The sequence below is a fragment of the Vibrio sp. R11-SG3-ISO9 genome, from assembly GCF_059834255.1.
This window is the reverse complement of the sequence record NZ_JCBDGU010000012.1, coordinates 51463-78053: the sequence shown is the minus strand read 5'-3', so window position 1 is coordinate 78053 and position 26591 is coordinate 51463. Positions and strand designations below refer to the sequence as shown.

The 26591-nt window shown below is 46.9% G+C and carries 27 protein-coding genes; 16 read left to right on the top strand and 11 right to left on the bottom strand.

Features of this window, described 5'->3' with window-relative positions; all coding sequences use genetic code 11:
* Positions 1–202 precede the first annotated feature (202 nt).
* The gene (locus tag AC6R05_RS04805; RefSeq protein ID WP_500646711.1) at positions 203–2614 is read right to left on the bottom strand and encodes a bifunctional aspartate kinase/homoserine dehydrogenase II; all 2412 of its coding nucleotides are present in this window, start codon (positions 2612–2614) and stop codon (positions 203–205) included.
* Positions 2614–3798, bottom strand: coding sequence for an O-succinylhomoserine (thiol)-lyase (locus tag AC6R05_RS04800; RefSeq protein ID WP_500646710.1), 1185 nt, complete (start codon positions 3796–3798; stop codon positions 2614–2616). Before AC6R05_RS04800 ends, AC6R05_RS04805 begins: the two co-directional genes overlap by 1 nt.
* 209 nt (positions 3799–4007) lie before the next feature.
* Between AC6R05_RS04800 and metJ the strand changes: the two genes are divergently transcribed.
* The gene (metJ, locus tag AC6R05_RS04795) at positions 4008–4328 is read left to right on the top strand and encodes a met regulon transcriptional regulator MetJ (protein WP_004415993.1); all 321 of its coding nucleotides are present in this window, start codon (positions 4008–4010) and stop codon (positions 4326–4328) included.
* 149 nt (positions 4329–4477) lie between these two features.
* Here metJ and AC6R05_RS04790 read toward each other — a convergent pair whose 3' ends face one another.
* Positions 4478–5764, bottom strand: a complete 1287-nt coding sequence (locus AC6R05_RS04790) for a malic enzyme-like NAD(P)-binding protein (RefSeq protein ID WP_500646709.1) — start codon at positions 5762–5764, stop codon at positions 4478–4480.
* Positions 5765–5972: 208 nt separating this feature from the next.
* Positions 5973–6191, bottom strand: a complete 219-nt coding sequence (rpmE, locus tag AC6R05_RS04785; RefSeq protein ID WP_032549979.1) for a 50S ribosomal protein L31 — start codon at positions 6189–6191, stop codon at positions 5973–5975.
* Between the two features lie 323 nt (positions 6192–6514).
* Here rpmE and priA point away from each other — a divergent pair, with 323 nt between their 5' ends.
* From priA to rraA, 7 genes are all read left to right on the top strand, one after another.
* Entirely contained in the window at positions 6515–8716 is a 2202-nt protein-coding gene (priA, locus tag AC6R05_RS04780) for a primosomal protein N' (protein ID WP_500646708.1), read from the top strand.
* A 234-nt stretch (positions 8717–8950) separates the two neighbouring features.
* Complete coding sequence (cytR, locus tag AC6R05_RS04775; RefSeq protein WP_500646707.1) at positions 8951–9955, top strand: DNA-binding transcriptional regulator CytR; 1005 nt, start codon at positions 8951–8953, stop codon at positions 9953–9955.
* Between the two features lie 121 nt (positions 9956–10076).
* Positions 10077–10610, top strand: coding sequence for an SPOR domain-containing protein (locus tag AC6R05_RS04770; RefSeq protein ID WP_032550059.1), 534 nt, complete (start codon positions 10077–10079; stop codon positions 10608–10610).
* Positions 10611–10785: 175 nt separating this feature from the next.
* On the top strand, positions 10786–11334 hold the full coding sequence (gene hslV, locus AC6R05_RS04765; RefSeq protein ID WP_150893224.1) for an ATP-dependent protease subunit HslV: 549 nt from the start codon (positions 10786–10788) through the stop codon (positions 11332–11334).
* A gap of 51 nt (positions 11335–11385) precedes the next feature.
* Positions 11386–12720: an ATP-dependent protease ATPase subunit HslU gene (gene hslU / locus AC6R05_RS04760; protein ID WP_032549974.1), complete on the top strand. Its 1335-nt coding sequence runs from the start codon at positions 11386–11388 to the stop codon at positions 12718–12720.
* 159 nt (positions 12721–12879) lie between these two features.
* Positions 12880–13797 carry a 1,4-dihydroxy-2-naphthoate polyprenyltransferase gene (locus tag AC6R05_RS04755; RefSeq protein WP_032549972.1) on the top strand — a complete coding sequence of 306 codons (918 nt, stop codon included), beginning with the start codon at positions 12880–12882 and terminating at the stop codon, positions 13795–13797.
* Between the two features lie 73 nt (positions 13798–13870).
* Entirely contained in the window at positions 13871–14389 is a 519-nt protein-coding gene (gene rraA / locus AC6R05_RS04750) for a ribonuclease E activity regulator RraA (protein WP_032549971.1), read from the top strand.
* A 68-nt stretch (positions 14390–14457) separates the two neighbouring features.
* Here rraA and zapB read toward each other — a convergent pair whose 3' ends face one another.
* The gene (gene zapB, locus AC6R05_RS04745; RefSeq protein WP_032549970.1) at positions 14458–14700 is read right to left on the bottom strand and encodes a cell division protein ZapB; all 243 of its coding nucleotides are present in this window, start codon (positions 14698–14700) and stop codon (positions 14458–14460) included.
* 324 nt (positions 14701–15024) lie between these two features.
* Between zapB and glpX the strand changes: the two genes are divergently transcribed.
* The 3 genes from glpX to AC6R05_RS04730 all read left to right on the top strand — a co-directional run bounded on the left by glpX (position 15025) and on the right by AC6R05_RS04730 (position 17254).
* Positions 15025–16032, top strand: coding sequence for a class II fructose-bisphosphatase (glpX, locus tag AC6R05_RS04740; RefSeq protein WP_032549969.1), 1008 nt, complete (start codon positions 15025–15027; stop codon positions 16030–16032).
* Between the two features lie 148 nt (positions 16033–16180).
* A complete protein-coding gene (locus AC6R05_RS04735; RefSeq protein WP_239841938.1) occupies positions 16181–16798 on the top strand; it encodes a helix-turn-helix transcriptional regulator in 618 nt (205 codons plus the stop codon).
* Positions 16799–16915: 117 nt separating this feature from the next.
* Positions 16916–17254 (top strand): DUF3135 domain-containing protein, encoded by a 339-nt coding sequence (locus AC6R05_RS04730; RefSeq protein WP_152469397.1) that lies wholly within the window; start codon positions 16916–16918, stop codon positions 17252–17254.
* Positions 17255–17339: 85 nt separating this feature from the next.
* Here the strand turns inward: AC6R05_RS04730 and AC6R05_RS04725 are convergent, their stop codons facing one another.
* Both AC6R05_RS04725 and AC6R05_RS04720 read right to left on the bottom strand, forming a co-directional pair.
* A complete protein-coding gene (locus AC6R05_RS04725; RefSeq protein WP_152469398.1) occupies positions 17340–17762 on the bottom strand; it encodes a DUF805 domain-containing protein in 423 nt (140 codons plus the stop codon).
* 48 nt (positions 17763–17810) lie between these two features.
* On the bottom strand, positions 17811–18158 hold the full coding sequence (locus AC6R05_RS04720) for a 5-carboxymethyl-2-hydroxymuconate Delta-isomerase (RefSeq protein WP_032549965.1): 348 nt from the start codon (positions 18156–18158) through the stop codon (positions 17811–17813).
* Positions 18159–18393: 235 nt separating this feature from the next.
* Here AC6R05_RS04720 and tpiA point away from each other — a divergent pair, with 235 nt between their 5' ends.
* A complete protein-coding gene (gene tpiA / locus AC6R05_RS04715) occupies positions 18394–19164 on the top strand; it encodes a triose-phosphate isomerase (protein ID WP_032549963.1) in 771 nt (256 codons plus the stop codon).
* Between the two features lie 150 nt (positions 19165–19314).
* Here tpiA and pfkA read toward each other — a convergent pair whose 3' ends face one another.
* From pfkA to AC6R05_RS04700, 3 genes are all read right to left on the bottom strand, one after another.
* The gene (gene pfkA, locus AC6R05_RS04710; protein WP_032549962.1) at positions 19315–20277 is read right to left on the bottom strand and encodes a 6-phosphofructokinase; all 963 of its coding nucleotides are present in this window, start codon (positions 20275–20277) and stop codon (positions 19315–19317) included.
* Between the two features lie 314 nt (positions 20278–20591).
* On the bottom strand, positions 20592–21500 hold the full coding sequence (gene fieF, locus AC6R05_RS04705) for a CDF family cation-efflux transporter FieF (protein WP_152469399.1): 909 nt from the start codon (positions 21498–21500) through the stop codon (positions 20592–20594).
* Between the two features lie 165 nt (positions 21501–21665).
* Positions 21666–22175, bottom strand: coding sequence for a CpxP family protein (locus AC6R05_RS04700; protein ID WP_500646706.1), 510 nt, complete (start codon positions 22173–22175; stop codon positions 21666–21668).
* A gap of 183 nt (positions 22176–22358) precedes the next feature.
* Between AC6R05_RS04700 and AC6R05_RS04695 the strand changes: the two genes are divergently transcribed.
* From AC6R05_RS04695 to trmL, 4 genes are all read left to right on the top strand, one after another.
* Positions 22359–23054 carry a response regulator gene (locus tag AC6R05_RS04695; protein WP_150869396.1) on the top strand — a complete coding sequence of 232 codons (696 nt, stop codon included), beginning with the start codon at positions 22359–22361 and terminating at the stop codon, positions 23052–23054.
* Positions 23054–24436 (top strand): envelope stress sensor histidine kinase CpxA, encoded by a 1383-nt coding sequence (gene cpxA / locus AC6R05_RS04690; RefSeq protein WP_032549957.1) that lies wholly within the window; start codon positions 23054–23056, stop codon positions 24434–24436. Before AC6R05_RS04695 ends, cpxA begins: the two co-directional genes overlap by 1 nt.
* Before the next feature lie 75 nt (positions 24437–24511).
* Positions 24512–25129 carry a superoxide dismutase gene (locus tag AC6R05_RS04685; RefSeq protein ID WP_500646705.1) on the top strand — a complete coding sequence of 206 codons (618 nt, stop codon included), beginning with the start codon at positions 24512–24514 and terminating at the stop codon, positions 25127–25129.
* Positions 25130–25205: 76 nt separating this feature from the next.
* On the top strand, positions 25206–25685 hold the full coding sequence (gene trmL / locus AC6R05_RS04680) for a tRNA (uridine(34)/cytosine(34)/5-carboxymethylaminomethyluridine(34)-2'-O)-methyltransferase TrmL (protein WP_032549953.1): 480 nt from the start codon (positions 25206–25208) through the stop codon (positions 25683–25685).
* A gap of 112 nt (positions 25686–25797) precedes the next feature.
* Here trmL and AC6R05_RS04675 read toward each other — a convergent pair whose 3' ends face one another.
* Positions 25798–26340, bottom strand: coding sequence for an FxsA family protein (locus AC6R05_RS04675; RefSeq protein ID WP_032549952.1), 543 nt, complete (start codon positions 26338–26340; stop codon positions 25798–25800).
* Positions 26341–26591: the final 251 nt, after the last annotated feature.

Below are 26591 nucleotides of genomic sequence, written 5' to 3'. Positions count from 1 at the left end.
TAATGTCAACAGATCCATTATGAATTTTTCTCAAGTTGATCGTGAGGAATCTTCAAGTCGATAAGTGGGTCACAAAGCAATAATAACGTACAAAAAAGGCTGAAAAACACATTGTGCTTTCAGCCTTATTTATCTTAGTGGATAGTATGCTATTTACGCTAACAAACCATCGATCCGAGCTTTAGAATAATCGTTCTTAGTCTTAGAACAAGCTCGACATTCTATTCAAATCAGACTGAATCGCACCGGCCGTTACCTCACGTCCTGCACCAGGACCGCGAATCACCAATGGGTTATCTTTGTACCACTTACTCTCAATCGCAAAGATGTTGTCACATGGCAACAGGTTCGCCAGGGCGTGCTCTTTCGATAGCGCTTCTACACCTACCGTTGCCTTACCATTCTTCTCAAGGCGTGCAACATAACGTAGTACCTTATGCTGTGACTGAGCCTTCTCTAGACGCTCAGCCAGCACTTCGCTCAATACTGATGCTTTATCAAAGAAGTCATCGACAGAGAGATCTTGCAGCTCTTCAGGTACCAAAGATTCCACTTTGACGTTCTCAGGTTCAATATCTAGACCAGATTCACGCGCCAGAATAACCAGCTTACGCATCACATCCGAACCATCAAGGTCAGAGCGAGGGTCTGGCTCAGTTAAGCCTTGTTGCCACGCTAGGTCCACCAATTCGCTAAATGGTACTGAGCCATCAAATTGTTGGAACAACCAAGATAGAGTGCCAGAGAAGATGCCTGACAGCGCAATGATGTCATCACCACTCTCACGCAAGTCGCGAACAGTATGGTTGATCGGTAAGCCTGCACCTACTGTCGCGTTGTACAACCAATGGCGGCTGATCTTCGCGAACGCGTCTTGTACCTGATGGTAGTAATCACTCGATGCAGAGCCCGCGACTTTGTTGGCAGAAATTAGGTGGATACCTTGTTGAGCGATGTCCAAATACTTGTCAGCCAGTACCTTGCTCGCCGTTACATCCAATACCACCACTTCATCATAGCCTTGAATTGAACCTAACTTGGTTAACCACTCGCCGTCCGAATACTCGACTGCCTCGTCACCAAAGCGATCGACGACTGCACGAGCATCGATACCTTGTTCGTCGTACCAATAAGTTTGACTATCCACCACCGCAACCAACTCAAAGTTCATGCCGCGACGCTTTTCTAGCTCAACCTTTTGCTCAGCGAACAGTGATAGCCAGCTTGAGCCGATGTTACCCTTACCACACAGCGCAATCGCAACGCGCTTCTGAGCTTGAAACAATTGAGAGTGAATACCTTTCACTAAGGTTTCAGTTTCCGACTTACGAACGACGGCCACCAAGCTTAAACGTGATTGAGACTCTGAGATAAACTCAACCGGTGCGCTCTTAAGTTGTTGGTAGAAACCGTAGCAGTGATTCGGGTTCTTAGTTACACCAGCCCCTACAGCAGCAACCAGTGAGTAACCCTCTTTAAGTTTGATTTCCGCTTCAATCGCGTGGTCTTGGAGATATTCAAGCGCTCCACCCGCGATCTCTTCAGTGTAGGCGAGACGCAAACAGTTTTGGTCCGCTTGTAGCTCATAAGCCAATGGTTCAAGTTGAGCACGCTTAAGCCCTTCAAGCACTTCAGTCTCAAGGCGCTCAAAGTCATGACCGTGACCAAAAGTCAGTTGAATAAGTAATACATCATCTAGAGAAGTGATGATCTTAGCGCCGCGACCCGACGCTAATACACGCTCAATCTGTGTTGAACCTGACTCCGGCTGATAGCTGCAGCGTAAGCTGAGATCCATAGCACTCTGAGCGACGGGCTGTAAAGTGCGACTGTGGAGCACAGGCGCCGCCAGACGCGCTAGCTCACTTGCTTCATCGAGACGCAGTAAAGGCAGCAGACAAGCATCAGAAACCAATCTTGGATCGGCACTGTAAACACCAGCAACATCACTCCAGATAGTCACACGATCGACTTCTGCTAATGCACCAATCACTGTCGCTGAGTAATCTGAACCATTGCGACCTAGTAGTACGGTTTCACCGACACTGTTTTGCGCCATAAAACCGGTAATCACTACACGACAATGCGAGTGTTGAGCAAGAGACTCTTTAATCAATGCGTATGAGCGAGCGCGGTCTACTTCCGGTTGAGCGCCCGCTTCTGCACGTAGAAAATCTCGTGCATCTTGAGCTACCGCTTGGAGATCGCTCTGACAAAGAAGTGCCGCTAGTAAGCGAGACGACCACACCTCACCATGCCCCAATACCGCCGCTTTTTGCGCCTCATTCAATGGCGCGGTTAGTTCACCTAAAGCCGTGAACTCTCGCTGTAGGGTTGCAGTTAACTGCTCTGCTACTTCGCCCTCTAATAGTTCAGAAACCAGCTCTAGTTGGAACTGACGCAGAGATTGCAGACACTCATGAGCCAAGCGTCCATCTTTATCTAGCGCCTCTAAAAATTCGATCAATCGGTTAGTGGTTTTGCCTGCCGCAGACACCACAACCAAGTCTGTTTCACTAGAGTACTCTTTGAGAATACTGACTACACGTTGATAGCACTCAGGGTTTGCCAAACTGCTACCACCAAATTTATGCAATTGGCGAAAGTTAGCCATTACTTGCTCTCCCCGTTATCGATGAACTGCTGCGCTTTGGCAAAGGCTTGTTCAAGGTCAGCAATCAGGTCTTCTGCGTCTTCAAGGCCTACCGAGAGCCTCAGAAGTTGATGAGACACACCCGCTTCCGCCAGAGCTTCTTCGCCCATTGCGCGGTGTGTCATTGAAGCTGGGTGACAAATCAAGCTCTCGACACCACCCAGAGACTCTGCCAGTGAAAACAGCTCTAACTCACCAACAAAGTGTTTCAACGCCTCGAAAGAGCCAGCAAATTCAAAACTCAGCATAGACCCAAAACCAGACTGCTGCTTCTTAGCAATCTCATGACCCGGATGCTCAGGCAGGCTCGGGTGATAAATGGTATCAACCAAAGGTTGTTTCTGTAGCGCCGTTAGAATCTCACGAGAGCTCTCTTCATGAACACGCATACGCGCACCTAGTGTACGGATACCACGCAGCGTCATGTAGCTATCAAATGGTGTCCCCGTTGCACCAATACAGTTACCCCACCAAGCCAGCTCTTCAGCGTGCGCTTCGGTTTTAGTAATCACTACGCCGCCGATCACATCTGAGTGACCATTGATGTACTTAGTCGTTGAATGGATAACAAAGTCAGCACCAAGCTCTAGAGGCTTTTGGAACACAGGAGTCAAGAAGGTGTTATCAACCGCCACCAGCGCCCCCACCTCTTTTGCCTTGCGGCAGGTTTCTTCAATGTCGACGACACGTACCAGTGGGTTTGATGGCGTTTCCAACAAGATCAATTTAGGCTTGAGTGCGATCGCTGCATCGAATGCGGCTTGATCCGATTGATCGACAAACAGAACCTTAAAGTCACCCTTTTGTGAGCGTGTATTGAAAAGACGATAAGTACCACCGTAGCAGTCGTGTGGTGCCACGATCAGATCATCGCTACCAAGGAAAGCGGAAACCCAAAGGTTTAATGCAGAAGTACCACAGTTGGTCACAACTGCCCCCTTACCAGACTCCAACTCAAACAGGGCTGTTTCTAGCAAGCCACGGTTTGGGTTACCTGAGCGAGTGTAATCATACTTAGGCACTTCACCAAAAGCGGGAAAACCGTAGTTAGTCGACAGATAAATTGGTGGAACAACGGCATGATGTTGAGTGTCTGACTCGATACCAGTACGTACGGCGATGGTTGCTGGTTTCCGGCTGCTCATAGGTGTTTCCTTACAGGTTTTGGCGTCTGAGAATCACAGCAGCTTGTCGGGGTTTTGCGGCTGTGTTAGATATATGTTATTCACTTTACTTTCATAAGAATGAGACGTCAACACTTCTAGACGTCTATATGTCTTTGCTTATGGCGGTAAATCCCGCTAAAATCACCCCTATTAATTTAATCTAACAACTAAAGTGATGAAGGTACGCAATGGCCGACTGGAATGGTGAATACATAAGCCCATATGCTGAGCATGGAAAGAAAAGCGAACAAGTAAAGAAAATTACAGTTTCTATCCCTCTAAAAGTGTTAAAGGTTCTAACTGACGAGCGTACCCGCCGCCAGATTAACAACCTACGCCATGCAACAAACAGTGAGCTGCTATGTGAAGCCTTTCTGCATGCATATACTGGCCAGCCTCTACCAACAGATGAAGACCTGCGTAAAGACCGCCCAGACGATATCCCAGCTGAAGTGAAAAAGCTGATGACAGAGATGGGTATCGAGTTCGAAGCGTTTGATGAAGAATAATCATAACTCAGTCACTACCTTCAACATTTGATTCGCTTTAGCTGAACCATATCGATTGCCGAAATCATCTAGCATGAATTTCTGGCATAAAAAAACCGACTCCAGATGAGTCGGTTTTTTATTATTCTCTTCGCTCTACTACACGATGGCTATGCCATGTAGTTTGCTGGTATCTCAATACGAGCCACACCTGAATCAACCGCCGCCTGTGCAACTGCTTTTGCCACGCGAGGCAATAGACGTGGATCCATTGGCTTAGGAATGATGTAGCCTTTACCAAACTCAAGTGCATCAGCACCTGCTGCTTTTAGTACGTCTGCAGGTACTTCTTCTTTCGCAAGTTCACGAATCGCTTCCACTGCCGCTAGCTTCATTGCATCGTTGATCTCGCTTGCACGAACATCAAGAGCACCACGGAAGATGAATGGGAAACACAGAACGTTGTTTACTTGGTTCGGGTAATCACTACGGCCAGTACCCATGATAAGGTCGCTACGAACTTCGTGAGCAAGCTCTGGCTTGATCTCTGGATCTGGGTTAGAACACGCGAATACGATCGGCTTGTCAGCCATCAGCTTCAGCGATTCTGCTGGTAGCAGGTTAGGACCTGATACACCTAGGAATAGGTCTGCACCTTCAATGACATCTTCTAGAGTACGCTTGTCCGTGTTGTTCGCGAACAGCTGCTTGTATTCGTTCAGATCGTCACGACGAGTGTGAATCACGCCTTTACGATCTAGCATGTAGATCTTCTCACGCTGCGCGCCACACTTGATCAGCAGTTCCATACACGCAACTGCCGCTGCACCTGCACCCAAACAAACAATCTTACACTCTTCCAGCTTCTTACCTTGAAGCTCGATCGCGTTCAGCATACCCGCAGCAGTTACGATCGCCGTACCGTGTTGGTCATCGTGGAATACTGGAACGTCACAACGCTCGATTAGACGGCGTTCAATCTCAAAACAGTCTGGTGCTTTGATGTCTTCTAGGTTGATGCCACCGAATGTATCGGCAATGTTCGCTACCGTGTCAACGAACTCATCGATTGTGCGGTGTTTTACTTCAATATCGATAGAATCTAAACCTGCAAAACGCTTAAACAGTAGCGCTTTACCTTCCATTACTGGCTTAGAAGCAATAGGACCTAGGTTACCTAGGCCAAGAATCGCTGTACCGTTAGAGATAACTGCAACCATGTTGCCTTTACCTGTGTACTTATAAACGTTATCCACGTTCTGTGCGATTTCACGAACTGGCTCAGCCACACCTGGGCTGTAAGCAAGGGCCAGATCTTCTGCAGAATTTGCAGACTTTGTCAGTTCAACGGCAATTTTGCCAGGAATTGGGAACTCATGATAATCAAGAGCTTGCTGACGGAATTGTTCTTGAGGTGATAGTTCTTCAGATTGAGCTTGGAGAGTGTCATCAGACATGGGTGTAGGTTTCCTAGAATATTATTATTTGGGGGAATCCATTTTATATTAATGGATGTACTTCAAAGTTCCTAGGTGGTAAAGCCCCCTGTCTCATTAAAAAACGAGAATTCACTACTAATAAGACCAGTGCCCAGTTGAAATTACTAAACGCCAGATAACAAAAAAGGACACCGAAGTGTCCTTTTTCATGTCTACTAAGCGAGAATTACTTCTTGCTAGATAGAGCACCGAAACGCTTGTTGAAGCGATCTACACGGCCGCCTGTATCAACGATACGTTGCTTACCAGTGTAGAATGGGTGACATTTGTCACATACGTCTAGGTGGATAGAATCTTTACCTAGAGTAGAGTTGAATTCAAATGTGTTGCCGCAAGAGCAAGTAGCTGTTACAGCTTTGTATTCTGGGTGGATACCAACTTTCATGGGAAAACCTCAATTAGGCCGTGTCGCCATCCGATTCTAAGCCGGACACCACACGTTGTTAAAAAATAGATTAAAGACACCGCATCTCACGAAAACGTGATGAAGCCATACCTTTAAGGCGCAGTATAGTAATGAATCTGTGAGGCAGGATCAACCAGTTTGGATGATTTTTTCGCCACTATTGCATGATTTCTTCTTTTATTACCTTTTTATGCTTTGCATAACTCCATCATCGACTTTAGCAAACAAACTGCTTCTCGAATTTAACGTTCTTATCCTTTAGACTGGTCGCCCTGCACTCTCCAGAATTAACAAGCGAATTTATGCGTCCAACGATTGCCCGAGTGGCTCTGCCAGTCCCCCTAGATAGACAGTTTGACTACAAAATCCCAGGTCATTTGTTTCCTATCATTGGTGGGCGCGTCTCGGTTCCTTTTGGCCGCCAAACTCTGACAGGCATTGTCACTGCGTTGGTCAATGAATCTGAGTTTGAATTCGACAAGCTTAAACCAATTAAAGCCCTACTCGACAATCAACCCGTATGGCCTGACTCGGTATACTCCTTGTTGGTATGGTGCAGCCAGTTCTATCAATACCCATTAGGCGAAACCTTTGCTAACGCCCTGCCAAGCGCATTGCGTAAAGGTAAACCTGCAGACTTCGCGACACTGGTCGAGTGGCAAATCACACCACAGGGTAAAGATCAGTTAATGCAAGGCTTTGGACGCGCAGTCAAACAGGCCAAAGTAATGCACTTGCTTGAGAATGGCCCTGTTCCGCATCAAGAGTTTATTGACCAAGAGATCTCAAGCTCAGTACTCAAAACCCTTGAAGAGAAAGGCTGGATAGAGTCTCGCGAGAAAAAACCGACGCGTTATGCATGGCCGAGCGATCTTGAAAACGACCAAGACAAGCCAAAGCTCAACGAAGAGCAAGCTATCGCGATTGCGACAGTCAATAGCCAAACCGACTTTGGCTGTTTCCTATTAGAGGGTGTTACGGGTTCGGGCAAAACAGAAGTTTACCTAAACATGATTAAGCCGGTGCTAGAGCAAGGCAGACAAGCCTTAGTTTTGGTTCCTGAAATCGGCCTGACCCCGCAAACCATCAACCGCTTTAAAAAACGCTTTAACGTGCCGATTGAAGTCGTGCATTCAGGGTTAAATGACTCTGAGCGCCTAAACGCTTGGCTATCTGCTCGCGATAAGATCGCAGGCATTGTGATCGGCACTCGCTCGGCTCTGTTTACGCCATTTGCTGACCTCGGCATCATTATTGTCGACGAGGAACATGACGCGTCATATAAGCAGCAAGACAGCCTGCGTTACCACGCTCGTGATGTTGCTATCATGCGCGCCCACAAAGCGCAGATTCCAATTGTGCTTGGATCAGCAACCCCTGCATTTGAAACCCTACACAACGCGCAAGTTGGCAAGTATGGCCATCTGACATTGAGCTCACGTGCGGGTGCAGCCGTACCAACCACTAACAAGGTTCTGGATGTTAAGGGGGAGTATCTTGAGAGTGGCTTATCGGCATCATTAATTGCTGAGATGCAAAGACACCTCAAATCCGGCAACCAAGTGATGCTGTTCTTAAACCGTCGTGGCTTCTCTCCAGCGTTGATGTGTCATGACTGCGGTTGGACGGCAGAGTGTAAGCGCTGTGATGCCTACTACACCTATCACCAATACAGTAATGAGATGCGCTGCCACCATTGTGGTTCTCAGCAGCACATTATTCATAACTGCCAAGGGTGTGGCTCGGCTAATCTAGTGACCGTAGGTGTTGGCACAGAGCAGCTTGAAACACAGCTTGGGCAGCTGTTCCCTGAATACAAAACCATACGAATTGACCGCGACAGTACCCGTCGCAAGGGCAGCCTAGAGAATGCCTTAGAATCGATTCGCCGCGGTGAGTACCAGATTCTGATTGGCACACAGATGCTTGCCAAGGGACACCACTTTCCGGACGTAACTCTGGTAGCACTGCTCGACGTCGATGGTTCGCTCTACAGCAGTGACTTTCGAGCCTCAGAACGCCTAGCTCAACTGTTTATTCAAGTTGCAGGCCGTGCTGGGCGAGCAAGCAAGCCTGGCGAAGTGATTCTACAGACTCATCACCCAGAACACGGGTTGCTGCAGGCGTTGCTACACAAAGACTACAACCACTTTGCTCAGACTGCGCTCGCCGAGCGTAAACAGGCGATGCTACCGCCCTATACCTTTATGACGCTATTCCGCGCGGAAGCCAATGACCCACACCTTGTTGAAGAGTTCTTAAGACAGGTGCGTCACACCTTAGAGTCGCACCCACTGTTTGATCAGTTCTGTATGGCACTAGGGCCCACTCCAGCACCGCTGGCCAAGCGTGCAGGAAAGTCGCGTTGGCAGTTGATTTTGCAAACCCAAACTCGCTCACTTATGCAGAAGTTACTCATGAGTGCAAAACCTGCGATAAACATGTTGCCACTCGCAAAAAAGGTACGTTGGTCGCTCGACATTGAGCCGCAAGATCTCAGCTAAACCTTACTGGCTTAAAATTACTGATAGGTTTATTCACGGAAATTTCATATTTATCGTGAGCAACTTCACACTAGTCATGTGATTTTTGTTAATCTAGCCGTAACTTTGTATCGGCTAAACACATAAAATATTGCAATAAAAAAAGTGTTAGCAACACTTTCATAATATCAATCAATTATATAATTATTCACGCCTTAGTCAGAGGCAATAAAGGAATTAGAGAGGGTTTAATTTATGGCGACAATGAAGGATGTTGCCCAGTTGGCAGGTGTCTCAACAGCGACGGTATCACGAGCGCTAATGAACCCTGAAAAAGTATCGGTGACCACTCGAAAGCGAGTTGAAACAGCGGTACTCGAAGCTGGATACTCACCCAACACTTTAGCTAGAAACTTACGTCGCAACGAATCTAAAACCATCATCACCATCGTTCCTGATATCTGTGATCCCTACTTCGCTGAAATCATTCGCGGTATTGAAGACGCTGCCGTTGAAAACGACTACTTGGTTCTTCTAGGTGATAGCGGACAGCAGAAAAAACGTGAGAGCTCGTTTGTAAACTTGGTCTTCACCAAGCAAGCCGACGGTATGCTACTCCTCGGAACTGATCACCCATTCGATGTTAGCAAAGCAGAGCAGAAAAACCTGCCACCAATGGTTATGGCGTGTGAATTCGCTCCAGAACTTGAGCTACCAACGGTACACATCGACAACCTGACCTCGGCATTTGAAGCAGTAAACTACCTTGCTCAGCTGGGTCACAAGCGCATCGCTCAAATCTCAGGCCCAACATCAGCGACTCTCTGTCAATTCCGCCAACAAGGCTATCAGCAAGCCCTGCGCCGTGCAGGAGTAACCATGAACCCAGCCTACAGCACGGTCGGTGACTTTACCTTTGAAGCGGGTACTCAAGCGGTTCGCCAGCTACTTGCACTGCCAGAACAACCAACTGCTATCTTCTGTCACAATGACGCGATGGCAATTGGTGCGATTCAAGAAGCGAAGAAGCTAGGTCTGCGCGTTCCGCACGATCTATCTATTGTCGGCTTCGATGATATTCAATTCGCACAATACTGCGATCCACCGTTGACGACGATTTCTCAGCCTCGCTACGAGATTGGACGTCAGGCGATGCTGATGATGCTTGATATGCTCAAAGGTAATGATGTTCAAGCCGGTTCTCGTCTGCTTGAAGCGAAACTGGTCGTTCGTGGAAGTACGGCGCCACCGCGCATTTAACCCCTGAAAATAGACTCATAAATCTGCGGCACATTTTGATGTGCCGCTTCCATTTCTACACTATTATCCTCGCGCATTCTGGATTACCATGGGTGCAGAATCACCAACATTTGAAAGACTTGTGGCTAATAGAGATTATGTAAAGCGCGGTCGTGGAAATAAACGCACGGCTAAAAAACCTGCCCCTCGCCGAAAACCATGGCGCAGTGGTCTTTTGGCGATCTTACTGGCCGGTGGCTTTGGCTACGGCTTGTATCTGTTGAGCAATGATCCTGAGCCACCACCGCCGACTGTGGTGACTAAGCCCAAACCAAAACCTAAGCCAGCTAAGGTTATCCCGCCTCCACCCGAAGAAAAGTGGGATTACGTAGAGACCTTACCAAGCCGCGAAGTTGAAGTGAAAGCCAAAGAGCAAGAGGTTTCTAAAGTGCCATACATCATGCAATGTGGCGCTTACAAGACATCCGCTCAAGCTGAAGCGCGTAAACTCGACATCGCCTTCCAGGGCATCTCAAGCGATATCCGCAAGAAAGAAGGCAGCAGCTGGTACCGTGTGGTACTTGGCCCTTACAAACTTAAGCGTGATGCTGAGCGTGATCGCCATAAGCTACAAAGAGCCAAAATCGAACCTTGTGCGATTTGGAAAGACCAATAGATTCCGTAATGAAAACCTCCGCTTTCGGAGGTTTTCTGCTTTTTGAGCCCCCACCGTTTTCTACTGCCCTATCGGTATAAATTGCCCTACATCTACCATGGCAACTTGAATTCTCAGCAGGCCATCCTCATATTGTTTTTATACCCAAAGATAAAAAGATAAAGAGGCCCTACTCGTGACTACCATTGTATCTGTACGTCGTAATAATAAAGTCGTCATCGCGGGTGATGGACAAGTATCTCTAGGCAACACCGTAATGAAGGGCAATGCCCGTAAAGTACGTCGCCTATACAATAATAAAGTACTGGCAGGTTTCGCTGGCGGTACGGCAGATGCTTTCACGCTATTCGAAAAATTTGAAAGCAAGCTGCAAATGCACCAAGGCCACCTAACCAAAGCTGCCGTTGAGCTGGCGAAGGATTGGCGTAGCGATCGCGCTCTGCGCAAACTAGAAGCCCTATTGGCTGTTGCCGATGAGACAGCATCTCTGATCATCACTGGTAACGGTGACGTAGTGCAACCAGAGCATGACCTAATCGCAATTGGCTCAGGCGGCAACTTTGCACAAGCAGCGGCGACAGCACTACTAGAAAATACCGATTTAGATGCACGTGAAATCGCAGAGAAGTCACTGACCATTGCTGGCGACATCTGTGTATTCACCAACCATCACCACACTGTTGAAGAACTAGAAAGCACCGTTGAGCTACCGAAGCCGGAATAAGACTCAAACCAATATCGCACCCAACAGTGATTCAAGAATTAAGGAATAGACATGTCTGAAATGACCCCTCGTGAAATTGTTCATGAACTGAACCGCCACATCATTGGCCAAGAAAATGCGAAGCGCTCTGTGGCTATCGCCCTACGTAACCGCTGGCGCCGTATGCAGCTAGAAGAGAGCCTGCGTGTTGAGGTTTCTCCTAAGAACATTCTGATGATCGGTCCAACCGGTGTGGGTAAAACTGAAATTGCTCGCCGCTTAGCGAAACTTGCAAACGCACCTTTCATCAAGGTAGAAGCGACCAAGTTCACTGAAGTCGGCTACGTGGGTAAAGAAGTAGAGACCATTATCCGTGACCTGACCGACGTTGCGATCAAGATGACTCACCAACAAGCGATGGAGAAAGTAAAATTCCGCGCTGAAGAGCAAGCTGAAGAGCGTATCCTTGATGCCCTTCTTCCACCTGCTCGTGACGCTTGGGGCCAAAACGAACAAGCTGATGAAGGCTCATCAAACACGCGTCAGATTTTCCGCAAAAAACTGCGTGAAGGTAAGCTAGACGACAAAGAGATCGAAATCGATGTTGCGGCACCGCAGATGGGCGTTGAAATCATGGCGCCTCCAGGCATGGAAGAGATGACCAACCAGCTACAAGGCATGTTCCAAAACCTTGCTGGTGATACTAAGAAAAAGCGCAAGCTGAAAATCAAAGACGCATTCAAGGCACTGACTGAAGAAGAAGCGGCAAAGCTTGTTAACCAAGAAGAGCTGAAAGAGAACGCAATCTACAACGTTGAGAACAACGGTATCGTGTTTATCGATGAGATCGACAAGATCTGTAAGCGTGGTGATAGCTCGGGTCCAGATGTGTCTCGTGAAGGCGTTCAGCGTGACCTACTGCCTCTTATCGAAGGTAGCACAGTATCGACTAAGCACGGCATGGTGAAAACAGACCATATCCTGTTTGTTACTTCAGGCGCATTCCAAGTGGCTAAGCCATCGGATCTGATCCCTGAGCTACAAGGCCGTCTACCAATCCGTGTTGAACTTGAAGCGCTATCAAGCCACGACTTCAAACGTATCCTGACTGAGCCCAAAGCGTCTCTGACTGAGCAGTATATCGCTCTAATGAAGACAGAAGAGGTGGACGTTGAGTTCACTGAAGACGGCATCACTCAGATCGCAGAAGCAGCATGGCAAGTTAACGAAACCACTGAGAACATCGGTGCACGTCGTCTACACACGGTAATGGAACGTCTAATGGATGAGATTTCATTCGAAGCGACAGACAAAGCCGGCAGCAAGCTAGTGATTGATGCAGGTTACGTGAAGTCTAAGCTAGGCGAATTCGTTGAAGACGAAGACCTAAGCCGCTTCATTCTGTAGCACAAAAATATCCAACTTGTTGCTCTAACGCAAAGAAACAGCAAGCTGATAACCGATTTCAAGGCCCACTCTCGAGTGGGCTTTTTATTACCTAAAAAATGAGCGTATACTCGAAATACGGTATGACACAGTGTCCTTACAACGACAAATAGACCTACGATGAAACAATCTCTACTGATTTGGCTTGATGCCGCACGACCAAAAACTCTGCCTCTCGCACTCGTCTCTATTCTTACAGGAAGTAGCTTAGCGTTCGCTAGCGATCAGTTTTCTCTCTCCATTGCTTTGTTGGCTTTTCTCACCGCGACCTTACTGCAGATCCTTTCCAACCTCGCCAATGACTATGGCGACGCGGTAAAAGGCACCGACAATGATAAACGTCTAGGCCCAATGAGGGCGATGCAGTCGGGTGCTGTCTCAGCCGCAACAATGAAGCAAGCCATCATCCTAAACATTGTGTTTACCATGATTGCTGGGCTTATCTTAATTTTCCACGCCCTATCCTCTATTGAGAGTATTCTCTCTTTCATCGGTCTGGGTGTGCTGGCGATTGCAGCAGCGATTGCTTACACCGTCGGTAACAAGCCTTATGGTTATATCGGCTTAGGCGACCTGTCAGTATTCATCTTCTTTGGTCTGCTTGGTGTATCCGGAACTTACTTCCTGCACACAGGGCACATCGAACCAAGCCTATTCTTACCCGCTTTGGGCTGTGGCTTGATGGCGGTGGCCGTACTAAACATCAACAACATGCGTGACATCGAAAACGACAGTGAGTGTGGTAAACGCACCATGGCAGTTCGACTAGGACAGCGCAAAGCCAAGCAGTATCATTTTGTCCTCCTGAGCGTGGCAGTGATTGCTTTCGCTAGCTACCTGCTTATTCAAGATAAGCCCGCTTGGATTAGCCTGCCGTTTTCACTGAGCATCATCACCGTTTACAAACATGGTAAGGCGGTTTGGGATACGGACAAACCCGCACAAATCGCACCTATGATGCCAGTTATCGTCAAATGCTCTCTGGTGACTAACTTATTGTTTGCTGGTGTTGTTGTAGCTCAAACTCTATTGACATAATTCAGACTAATCATTGCAAAGGGATCGAGCACCGATATACTCAAAGTAAGCTCATTGTTCAAAAGGTACGCGAATGGAATACAACACTTCAGCACTGTGCGACATCTATCTAGACCAAGTGGATGTCGTAGAGCCGATGTTCAGCAACTTTGGTGGAAGAGCCTCCTTTGCTGGACAGATCACGACACTCAAATGTTTCGAGGACAACGCGCTGATCCGCTCTGTGCTAGAACAAGACGGCTTGGGTCGTGTGTTGTTGATTGATGGTGGTGGCTCACTGCGTAAAGCGCTGATTGATGCCGAGTTAGCACTGTTGGCCGAAGACAATGAGTGGGAAGGTATCGTGGTGTATGGCTGCGTTCGCGAAGTAGACGAACTAGAAGATATGAACCTAGGTATTCAAGCCCTTGCTTCTATTCCAGTTGGCGCTGTACAAGATGGCGTTGGTGAAGTCGATGTTCCAGTCAACTTTGGCAGTGTTAGCTTCCTACCTGAAGATTACCTCTATGCCGATAACACCGGTATCATTCTGTCACCAGAGCCACTCGATGTAGAGTTTGAGCTTGATGCTGAAGACGATGAAAACGAATAGTTGATACAAAAATGCCCGCTAACAGAGCGGGCATTTTTTTCATCAGCGTTTATCGCAGCAAAAGTGGATTACTCAACTTCGTCCATCTTGCCTAGTAGGCTGCGAATGCGATCTTGCCATGCTGCATGCTCTTGCTGCATTTGCTGAGTTTTTTGCTCTAGCTCTTCACGGCTTGCTTTTAGCTCACCAGCTTCTGTCGCTAGCTGCTGCTTCTCTTCTTTTAGCTCTTCTACTTCCATTTGCAGAAGTGCAATAGTATCAACTGCTGTTTGAATTTTTGCTTCTAGTTGCTCTAGTACTTCAAAAGACATTCTGGCCTACCTTTAAGTTATCCATTTGATGTTGAAGGTTCACTCCACTTATTGCCCCATTCTACTCAGCAGAGCACGGATAAACACTCTATATCTTCGATATTTTGCGCCATTCGATGAAAAAAACATCGCTTTTTACCGAATATTGACGTTAATTGTGCCAGCACTATTACCTAACTGATTATTTCAGTGAATATTTCAAAATTTCAGCTCTGCTTTGATCGTAAGCAAAGCCACAAAAGCAAAAAAGCAAACGTTTCCTTTGAACTATGGTAAAATCCGCCGCGAAATTTCTATTCCCCCTTTGAAAATTTTGGAGTCCGCATGAAACGCGATTTAGCAATGGCATTTTCTCGTGTCACTGAAGGTGCAGCACTAGCAGGTTATAAATGGCTTGGCCGTGGTGATAAAAACGCTGCCGATGGTGCCGCAGTAGAAGTCATGCGCAGCCTGCTCAACAAAACCGAAATCAGCGGTGAAATCGTGATTGGTGAAGGCGAAATCGATGATGCTCCGATGCTATACATCGGTGAGAATGTCGGTGTTGGTGGTGATGCCGTTGATATCGCCGTTGACCCAATCGAAGGGACACGTATGACGGCTATGGGCCAGTCAAACGCACTGGCTGTACTAGCAGCGGGTGAAAAAGGCAGCTTCTTAAAAGCGCCTGACATGTACATGGAAAAACTGGTTGTTGGCCCTGGAGCTAAAGGTGCTATCGACCTAGAAAAGCCACTAAAAGAGAACCTAGAGAACATCGCTAAAGCACTGGGCAAATCTCTAGATACGCTTGTGGTAACCACGCTAGCTAAACCTCGTCACGACCAAGTGATCGCAGAAATGCAGGCGATGGGCGTGCGTGTGTTTGCTGTGCCAGACGGTGATGTCGCCGCTTCTATTCTAACTTGTATGCCTGACAGCGAAGTGGACGTGATGTACTGCATCGGTGGCGCGCCAGAAGGTGTGGTATCAGCAGCAGTAATTCGCGCACTAGATGGCGACATGCATGGTCGTTTGCTGCCACGTCATGAAGTGAAAGGTGACAACGAAGAGAACCGTAAGCACGGTGAACTGGAACTTGAGCGTTGTGCTGAAATGGGCGTAACTGCAGGTGTGGTTTTAAAGATGGAAGACATGGCGCGCAGCGATAACGTCGTATTCTCGGCAACGGGCATCACTAAAGGTGATCTGCTAGAGGGCATCACTCGCCAAGGCAACATTGCAACCACAGAGACTCTGCTGATTCGTGGCCGCTGTCGTACAATTCGTCGCATCAAGTCGATTCACTACCTTGAGCGCAAAGACCCAGAAGTGATCGGTCACATTCTTTAATAACGACCACCACGTAAACTTTGTTCAAGGCCAGCACTTTAATGCTGGCCTTTTCTTTTTATAACGATGCTGTCAAGTGGCTATAGTAAATGGTTTGCTTTATAAATGCCTTGCCTCATAATAGTAGTGTTCATGAGGTAGGGATAGTATGAAAACAAGCGACAGAATTTTACACACCATTAAGCGCCATGGAGCCGTTACTGCTAAGCAGCTCGCACAAGAGTTTGGCATGACCACCATGGGTGCAAGGCAGCATCTCCAAAGCCTAGAAGATGATGGTATTCTGGCGTTTCATGACGTTAAGGTAAAAGTTGGTCGCCCAACGCGTCACTGGTCTCTAACCCAACAAGGACACAGTCAATTCTCTGATCGTCATGGCGAGTTGACCATTCAAGTTATCGATGCCGTTGAGAATCTGTTTGGAAAAGAAGGCCTAGCCAAAGTCGCTGCAGAGCGTGAGCAATCGACCCTAAAGCAGTATCAACAAGCCTTAGTCAATTGTGATGACCTTCTTAGCAAGCTCCAAACCCTCACTCAATTGCGTGAAGATGAAGGCTACATGGCCGAGCTGCACGACGAAGGCGATCACTATGTCTTGATCGAGAACCACTGCCCTATCTGTAAAGCCGCAACACGCTGTCCTAGCTTGTGCCAATCAGAGCTAAATGTGTTTACCGAACTGCTTAAAAATGACTGTAATATCAGTCGTTCCGAACACATTATTGCGGGTGAACGTCGCTGTACATACACTGTGATTCCGTTTTAGCGCTATCGACTATTGCTGTCTCAAATTTGAGAAGAACACAAACCGAACAAAAAATAACCAGATTTCTTTCTTAAGCTTAAAGTATCTCACTCACGATGCATCACTAAGGAAAGAAAGATGGGACATCCTCAACCCGATCTCAAACTGCCCCCTTTCGATGAATTGGTTGAACTTGCTCAGCGAGATCCGAATGCGTTCAACCAACTCAAGCAAGATATGTGCGAACAGATGATTTGTTCTGCCTCTCACATCATGCAGGACAGGCTGCGCGCTCAACAGAGCCATATCGACTTAGTGGTCAGTCGCTGTAAAAACCCTCATCAAACCAACGTTGTCTTAATGCGGGAGTTGCGCTGTCAGGTGTGTAAATTTCAGGAAGCGCTTCAGGGCAACGATTCTAACCCTGAGCCACCACAAGCTACCATCATTGCATTTAAACCAAGAAACACCGACTAACCCTTAGGGAACCTGATACAAAAAAGGAGGCGATATGCCTCCTTTTTCTTTCCTAACACTTTTTAACTTAATGCATCTCTGCAAGCTACTGCGGTTCGTCACCGTAATCATTACGACCCTCAGTGCCTTTCAAAAAGCCACACTCAACCAAAATCCACAGGCCACATACCAAAGCAGCGACCGTCGCCACCATATGAATTGGCGATACAGTTTCAGCGGTTGGTGTCGCCATTGGTGATGCCAAACGTCCTAAAACTAAAGGCACATTCAACAGCAGCCACATATTTGATTTATTGCGGTCATGCCAGCGTTTTGCCGTAACTGCCAGATCAGGAACCACCAGCATCAGCAAGAATATTGGCAATAAGATGTATGAATATGCTGGGAACAACACAGAGATACCGGAGGCAAAGCCAGTAATCGCAACGTAGTAAAATACGTTCCAAATCCAGTAGGTTTTACGGCTGATTCTTCCTTGGAAGGAAAACAGTAACTCTTTCATCGACATCTTAAATACACTCTAATTTGGGATGCGGCCAAAAAGGGCTGCAAAAATTTAATTAATCACTTTTTGAAAACTGTTGATGTCCATATCGCGGATGTTCACTGTCAGGCTTCTTACATGGCTTGCTTGCTCTTGCAGCACCACCATCAATGCTCGTGACAGTTCTCTTTTCTGCTCATCAGTGCGGCCAGAAAGTAACTCGAAGCTGATATGAATAAAGTCCACACTGTCGTCCTCTTCCCCTACCAACCAATTGTGGCAACGCAGAGAACGAGATTTGACAGAAGGCGCATCAAACAATCCACAGTGTAATGCAACTTGATGGAGATCTTCTAGCAAACCTTGTACATTCACTCGCTCATCCACCGAGTTTGAGTACTCAAGAACTAAATTTGGCATGGTTACTTCCTATTCTTCACGCAATCGTTTGTCCTTTAATATCAATTAACCGTGAAAAATCCGAGGAGTTCACTATTATTCTGTCTGTTGGATCACTGATATCTGTCTATTATCTACTCTGACCAATCGATAAGATCCCATAAAGACATGACCACAATCATGATCTAACGCGTTTTATCTGTTATATTCTTACGAAGATTTTTTACATTAATTGATTAAATACGGAGATATTCCTATGCGTCGTCCTGTAGTGATGGGTAACTGGAAACTTAACGGTAGCAAAGCAATGGTAACTGAGCTGCTAACTGGTCTTAACGCTGAACTTGAAGGCGTTGAAGGTGTAGACGTAGCAGTAGCTCCACCAGCACTTTACATCGATCTAGCTGAGCGTCTTATCGCAGAAGGCGGTAACAAAATCATCCTAGGTGCACAGAACACTGACCTAAACAACAGCGGTGCTTTCACTGGCGACATGTCTCCAGAAATGCTGAAAGACTTCGGTGCTTCTCACATCATCATCGGTCACTCTGAGCGTCGTGAATACCACAACGAATCAGACGAGTTCGTTGCTAAGAAATTCAAATTCCTACAAGAGAACGGCCTGAAGCCAGTTTTCTGTATCGGTGAATCTGAAGCGCAAAACGAAGCTGGCGAAACTGAAGCAGTATGTGCACGTCAAATCAACGCAGTTATCGACGCTTACGGCGTTGAAGCACTAAACGGCGCAATCATCGCTTACGAACCAATCTGGGCTATCGGTACTGGTAAAGCAGCAACAGCTGAAGATGCACAACGCATCCACGCTTCTATCCGTGCAATGATCGCTGAAAAAGATGCAGCAGTAGCTGAGCAAGTAATCATCCAATACGGTGGTTCTGTTAAGCCAGAAAACGCTGAAGCTTACTTCGCACAACCAGACATCGACGGTGCTCTAGTTGGCGGTGCAGCTCTTAACGCAGCTGGTTTCGCAGCTATCGCTAAAGCAGCAGCTAAAGCAAAAGCTTAATTTAGACTTCTCAGTTTAAATTGAAGAAAGGGTCAACTTAGGTTGGCCTTTTTTTATTGCCTGTCATCCAAGCCTAACTTTCTAATATTCAGGCATAAAAAAAACCGCTGACAACGCAGCGGCTCTTTACATTTTTAGACCAAGATCGGCTTAGAATAGCTCTTCAGCAACCTTGAATAGGTCTGAACGATCTGGGTTTTTCATGTTCTCGATACAGTCGATGATATCGTGGTGAACAAGCTGCTCTTTTTCGATACCAACACAACGGCCACCGTGACCTTCTTGAAGTAGGTGAACTGCGTAGTTACCCATGCGAGAAGCTAATACACGGTCGAATGCTGTTGGGCGACCACCACGTTGGATGTGACCAAGAACCGTTGCACGAGTTTCACGACCCGTTGCTGCTTCGATCTCTTTCGCTAGCTCATTTGCATCCATCATTAACTCAGTAAGCGCGATGATTGCGTGCTTCTTACCTTTCGCAATACCGTCTTGGATGTTTTGGATAAGCTGCTCTTTATCTAGACCCGTTTCAGGTGTGATGATGTATTCACAACCGCCAGCAATCGCAGACATTAGAGTTAGGTCACCACAGTGACGGCCCATGATCTCAACGATAGAGATACGTTGGTGTGAAGATGAAGTATCACGTAGACGGTCAATGTTATCGATAACTGTGTTCAGTGCAGTTAGGTAACCGATTGTGTAGTCAGTACCAGCGATATCGTTATCGATTGTGCCAGGTAGACCGATACATGGGTAACCCATTTCAGTCAGCTTCTTCGCACCCATGTAAGAACCGTCACCACCGACAACAACAAGTGCTTCAATGCCGTGTTTTTTCAGGTTTTCGATACCTTTTTGGCGAACTTCAACTTCTTTGAACTCAGGGAAACGTGCAGAGCCTAAGAAAGTACCACCACGGTTGATCACGTCAGATACGCTAGAGCGATCTAGCTTCTGGATACGATCTTCAACCAGACCTAGGTAGCCATCGTAAATGCCGTAAACTTCGATACCAGCAGACAACGCTGTACGAACAACACCACGAACTGCTGCGTTCATACCAGGTGCGTCACCGCCACTTGTTAAAACACCGATTTTCTTAATCATGCTCACCCTCAATATTTGGGAATTTATTATTCAATTCTTGCTCTTGTTGATTGTATATCAACAAGATTTTAAATCTATATTTGTGCGCTATGTTACATTTCCTCAACAGGAATACCACTCAAATCGCACAAAATTATGTAACTTTTCTACTTCTGTAGGAGTATTACAGTTTTACTCAATAACTTTGTTGATTCACATCAGAATCAACATTAATTGTTATTGGCTGATTTTTATATCACCAAAGTGTTAGTGAATTTTAGTCAATGTAGCCCAAAAATCCCCCACTTACCATTTAGGCTAAGTAGAGAATCTAGCTACCAAGATTGAAACTTTTGTTGCTTCTCTGGACCAAACACCACCGAATATGGATCTTGATGGATCAGTACATCAGCATCCGGGAAAACCGACAACAACTTGTCCTCAACTTCATCGGAAATGCGATGCGCTTCAATAAGTGGCATCTCATCTTGCAGCTCTAAATGCAGCTGAATAAAACGCACTGGACCCGAACGTCGAGTTCTTAATTGATGAACCCCTAAAACCCCTTCAATACTCAGTGCCGTCTCTTTAATTTGAGCCAGCTCTTCATCGGGTAGCTTTCTATCGAGCAGAGACTGAATCGCCTCCATCGCCATTTGATAAGCGCTATAAAGAATGTAACCGCCAATTGCTACAGCAAAGATTGAGTCTGCTTGAGTAACACCAAACCAGCTCAAGCCCAGAGCTAACATGATGGCAGCATTCATATAAAGGTCGGACTGATAATGAAGAGAGTCTGCAGCGATGGCTTGGCTGCCGGTTTTCTTAACGACATACTTTTGGAAACGAACCAAAGCAAAGGTCACAAAGATGGCAAACAGACTAACATAGATCCCCAGCTCTGGTGAGTTAAGCTCTTGAGGTCTAAAGAAACGTTCGACGCCGTTTAAGATAAGGAAACAGGCCGATCCAGAGATAAACATTGCCTGCGCCAACGCCGCCAATGATTCGGCTTTACCATGACCGAAAGTATGTTCCCTATCAGCTGGCTGCAGCGAATAACGCACCACCAAGAGGTTGACTAACGAGGCGGCTATGTCGAGCAGTGAGTCGACTACCGAGGCCAAGAGACTCACCGACCCTGTTACCCACCAAACGGCAACTTTTACGACCAATAAGAAGGTCGCGACGATAGTGGCTGCCCAAGCCGCAAGTGTCACAAGACGAGCGTATTCTGCTTTCATATTCTGACTGTTGTTTGATCTATTGTACAAAGTATAACCTGACAACAACCGATTGAATATGACAGTCAATCACTTAAATTTTTGTAATCGCGATCAAAAAAAGCGACACATGGTCGCTTCTTTCATTTTGCTCATCTAACTCACGTGTGGTGTCACGCTCAATGATTAGCTGTCTTTATTAGCACGCTTTTCCATTTTCTCTACACACTTAGCCATACGCTCTTGTTGTAGCTCAGTTAGCTTTGTTTTTTGCTCAGGAGTCAGCACGCTCATCATTTCATGTTGCTTTTTCAGCATAGCAACGCGACGTTCAGTCTGTTTCTCTACCATTTGGCTAGCCAGCTCGTTCGCAGCTGCTTCATCGAAAGTGTCAGCCAGAACCAATGCTTGAACTTGTTCACGGTGCGCCTTCATTTCCGCCATTTTTTCAGCTTTGTTCGCAGAGCGCTTCTCTTTCATCGCCGCTCGGTCTGCCTCACGCATCTCTTTGAACTGCTCTTTCTGCGCATCTGTTAGGTCTAGTTGACGCATGATTTTCTTATCGAAACCACCACATTTACCGTGCATACCTTTGTGGTCACCTTTGTCACCGCCACCATACGCATACGCACTTGCTGTACCAAACACTAGTGGAAGAGCTGCAGCTGCTAATACAAGTTTCTTAGTCATTTTCATAATCTTTGCCTCAAATTGGTATAATCATTTGTGTGTCTGCGTCTGTTGGTCAGCGCTTGAGTATAGAATAGAAGCTCGCACGTAAAGCAACGTGTAGAAAGCGTAAAGAATCGTAAAGAGTGCAAATTGACGAATAGTTAGCAGTTATTATTTAGGTGTAAACAACACAACAAGGTTCTCCCTATGGCAAATATCCTTCTTATTGATGACGACACGGAACTGACCAGTTTGTTAAAAGACATTTTAAGCTTTGAAGGCTTTACAGTAACGGAAGCCAACGATGGCTATGCTGGTCTCGAGGCCATCAATAACGACATCGACCTTATCTTATTAGATGTGATGATGCCTAAGCTCAATGGGATGGAGACTCTCAAGAAGTTGCGTGAGTCCTGGGAGACCCCAGTATTAATGCTGACAGCGAAAGGTGAAGAGATCGACCGCGTGATCGGGCTTGAGCTCGGCGCTGATGACTATCTACCAAAGCCATTCAGTGATCGTGAACTGCTGGCGCGCATTCGTGCCATCTTGCGACGCACTCAATCAAACGGCAGCACAGAGAAAACAACCAGCAGCGACTGTGTCCGCTACCAAGACTTGGCGGTGTATCCAGGCAAGCAAGAAGCTTACTGTAACGAGCAACTGCTGGATCTCACTACCACCGAGTTCGCCTTGCTGAGCCACCTGATTCAAAACCCGGGACAAGTGATCACCAAAGAGTCACTCAGTTTAGATGTTCTCGGCAAAAGATTGGCTGCCTTTGACCGCGCTATCGATATGCATATCTCTAACTTGAGAAAGAAAGTACCAGAACGCCCTGACGGCAAAGCACGCATTAAGACCCTGCGTGGCCGTGGCTACCTATTTGTTGAGGAAGATTAATGCGCTTACCTAAAATCACCAGCTTATATGGACGTATCTTTGCTATTTTTTGGTTCACCATGTTACTGGTGCTTTTATCAGTGCTCTCTCTGCCACACCTAGATCCGCGTGTTGCACGAGATGTTCCTGCAGAACACTACGACAAACTCACTCGCATCGCTAAGGCGACCGAAAAGCGCTTCGCGGGTGAAGACAACCTTGGCAAGATTGTTTTTCAGCTTGAGGGGCCTCCTCGTAGCCGCAAAGATTCTCGCCCACGCATCTACCTGACCGATTTAGATGGCAGTGTCTTGACCACCAAGCGCCACTCTAACTACAAGGTCAAAGCGATCCGCAACTTTGTGACCACGATTGATAACCCAGAAGTACCCAAGCAGAAACTTTATGGGCATTACATGGTGGCAGGCCCGGTTCCAGTGGTATTGGCCAATGAAGACCTGATGATGTACGTCAGTGTTAAATGGAATCAACCACCACCTTTCCTATTAAGACTGTTCGATAAACCACTGCAGCTGCTCCTCGCGGTAATGCTTGCTAGTACCCCGCTGCTATTATGGCTGGCTTGGGCACTCAGCCAGCCAGCTCGACGACTAGAACGCGCCGCTCAACGAGTAGCGAAAGGCGAGTTTGAGGTCGACCCAACCCTTGAAAAAGGGACTTCTGAGTTCCGCCAAGCTGGGGAAAGCTTCAACCAGATGGTCGAGGCCGTTAATCAGATGATCTCTGGGCAACAGCGATTGCTTTCAGACATCTCACACGAACTGCGATCGCCTTTAACACGCCTAAGAATGGCCAATGCACTCGCTATTCGTAAGCAGGGCGAAAGCCAAGAGCTGGAGCGTATTGATACTGAAGCGCAGAGATTGGAGCAGATGATCAGTGAACTGCTGACATTGTCGCGTATGCAGGTTGATAGCCACATCACACGTGAGATTCAGCCACTTTCGAGCCTATGGGAAGAGATCCTAAAAGATGCGGAATTTGAAGCAGAGCAGATGAGCAAGAGCCTCACCTTCTCTGAGATTCCAGAACGTTCGATCTCAGGTAATCCTAAGCTGTTAATGAGCGCACTCGATAACATCATCCGTAATGCCATCTACTACGGTAAAGATAAGGTCGATGTACAGATGAGCGTCAAGCAAGACCAGCTGACGATTCAGGTCAATGATAATGGTGATGGCGTCCCTGAAGCGGAGCTTGAATCCATATTCCGACCATTCTATCGAGTCTCAACCGCACGCGATCGCAACTCTGGAGGCACGGGGCTAGGATTAACCATCACTGAAAGTGCGATTCGCCAGCATAGTGGTACCATCACAGCCAGTCGTAGCTCATTGGGTGGATTGCAGGTCGAAATCACTCTGCCGATCATACCTTTGTAATAACCCTACAAAGATCTAGTTGATAATGGATCTCATTATCATTAAGGTAAATCCTCTAATTAAGGAGGATTTACCATGTCACACACCTTTCCAGAACTGCCATACGCTTACGATGCTTTAGAGCCTTACATTGATGCTAAAACAATGGAGGTTCACTACAGTAAGCACCACAGAACCTATTACGATAAGTTCATGGCAGCGATTTCAGGTACCGATTTAGAGACACAGCCTCTCACAGAAATTTTTGCCAACATCTCTAAGCACTCACCAGCAGTACGTAATAACGGTGGTGGCTACTACAACCACATCCTTTACTGGAACTGCATGTCTAAAGATGGTGGCGGCGAACCGAGTGGTGATCTAGCCAAAGACATTCTTGCAACGTTTGGTGACTTAGAGAGCTTTAAAGATCAATTCGCTCAAGCCGCTATCAACACCTTTGGCTCAGGCTTCGCTTGGCTTGTCGTTGAAGATGGTGCGCTGAAAATCGTCTCTACGTCTAACCAAGATAACCCTTGGATGGACGCAGTAGATAGCCAAGGTGAGCCAATTCTAGCGCTCGACGTTTGGGAACACGCTTACTACATCAGTTACCAAAACCGCCGTCCTGACTACATCAATGCATGGTGGAATGTCGTGAACTGGGATGCCGTTGCAGAAAACTACGCGCAGGCACTAGCAAACAAAGCGTAATCGTTCGGTGGCAACTGTACTCACTCAGCCTGCCACCGTATACTCAAGCTACTTTTTATCTATCTAGTGAACCAGTATGTTTGATATCGCGCTTTACGAACCTGAAATTGCACCTAACACGGGTAACATCATTCGCCTTTGTGCTAACTGTGGTGCCAACCTACACCTGATTGAACCACTCGGTTTCGATTTAGAAGAGAAAAAGGTACGCCGCGCTGGTTTGGACTACCACGACCTCGCTCGCGTAAAGCGTCACAAGAACCTTGAAGCATTTCTAGAGTATCTAGAGAACGAACGCGAGGGTGAGTTCCGTATCTTCGCCTGCACAACAAAAACCACAGGCCATCACGTAGATGCGAAGTTCCAACAAGGTGATGTGCTGATGTTTGGTCCAGAAACGCGTGGCCTACCAGCAGAGTTGATTGAGAGTATGCCGATGGAGCAGCGTATCCGCATTCCAATGATGCCAGACGCTCGCAGCCTGAACCTATCAAATGCGGTTGCGATCATTGCATTTGAAGCGTGGCGACAAATGGGCTTTGAAGGCGCAGTTTAAGTAAGAGCAATCGATTTAGACAACAGAGCTCTTGGGTGACAATGAAAAAGGCTCTCTCCTTTTGTTCTAGTAAAGAATAAAGGAGAGAGCCTTTTTGATGATGAGATAGATACTAGTTCAAACGGTTACGATCGTTGTTATCGTCGTCTTTCTTCTCAAACTCACCTTCAAAGGTGTTGCCGCCTTTTGATTGGTCAAATGGGTCTTGCTTAAACGAACCTGAGTTAAACGGGTCTTCACCAAATGGGCTCTGACCAAAACCAGCGTGGCCACCGGCGTGGAAGCCACCAGATACATTCTTAACGACCATTTTTTCCATCAGCTTTTTCGCGATTGCTGCGCGTGGTGCTGGCAGTAATACCAACATACCGAGCGCATCGGTCATAAAGCCCGGCGTTAATAGCAGTACACCCGCCACAGCAAGCATCACGCCTTCAAGGATTTGTTGCGCTGGCATCTCGCCCTGCTGCAAACGACCCTGAACCGACATTAAAGTCTGGATCCCTTGGCTGCGCACCAGAGATGCACCAACAAATGCTGTCACTAATACCAAGGCGATAGTTGGCCACAATCCTAAGAAGCCACCAACTTGAATAAATAAGCCGATCTCAATGATAGGCACAAAGATAAACAGTAATAATAAGATAGGAAACACAAGCCCTCCTTTGTTGTGTTCAGTGTACGTTGAAAGCTCTCAAGAACTCAAATTTATCCTGTAAATAAGCGTGTCCCGCCCTCAAAAAATAGTTTGCACAAGATTGACGAAACAAAAGCAAAAAAGGTGATCAACTTACTATTTTTATGCGCTAGGTACAGTATTATGTGCCACATAAGTCAGGACGGATTTATCAGCCTAAAATTCTGGTGAACGGAGTTTCGCGTAAAGAATAGGCTAATAACTAATTA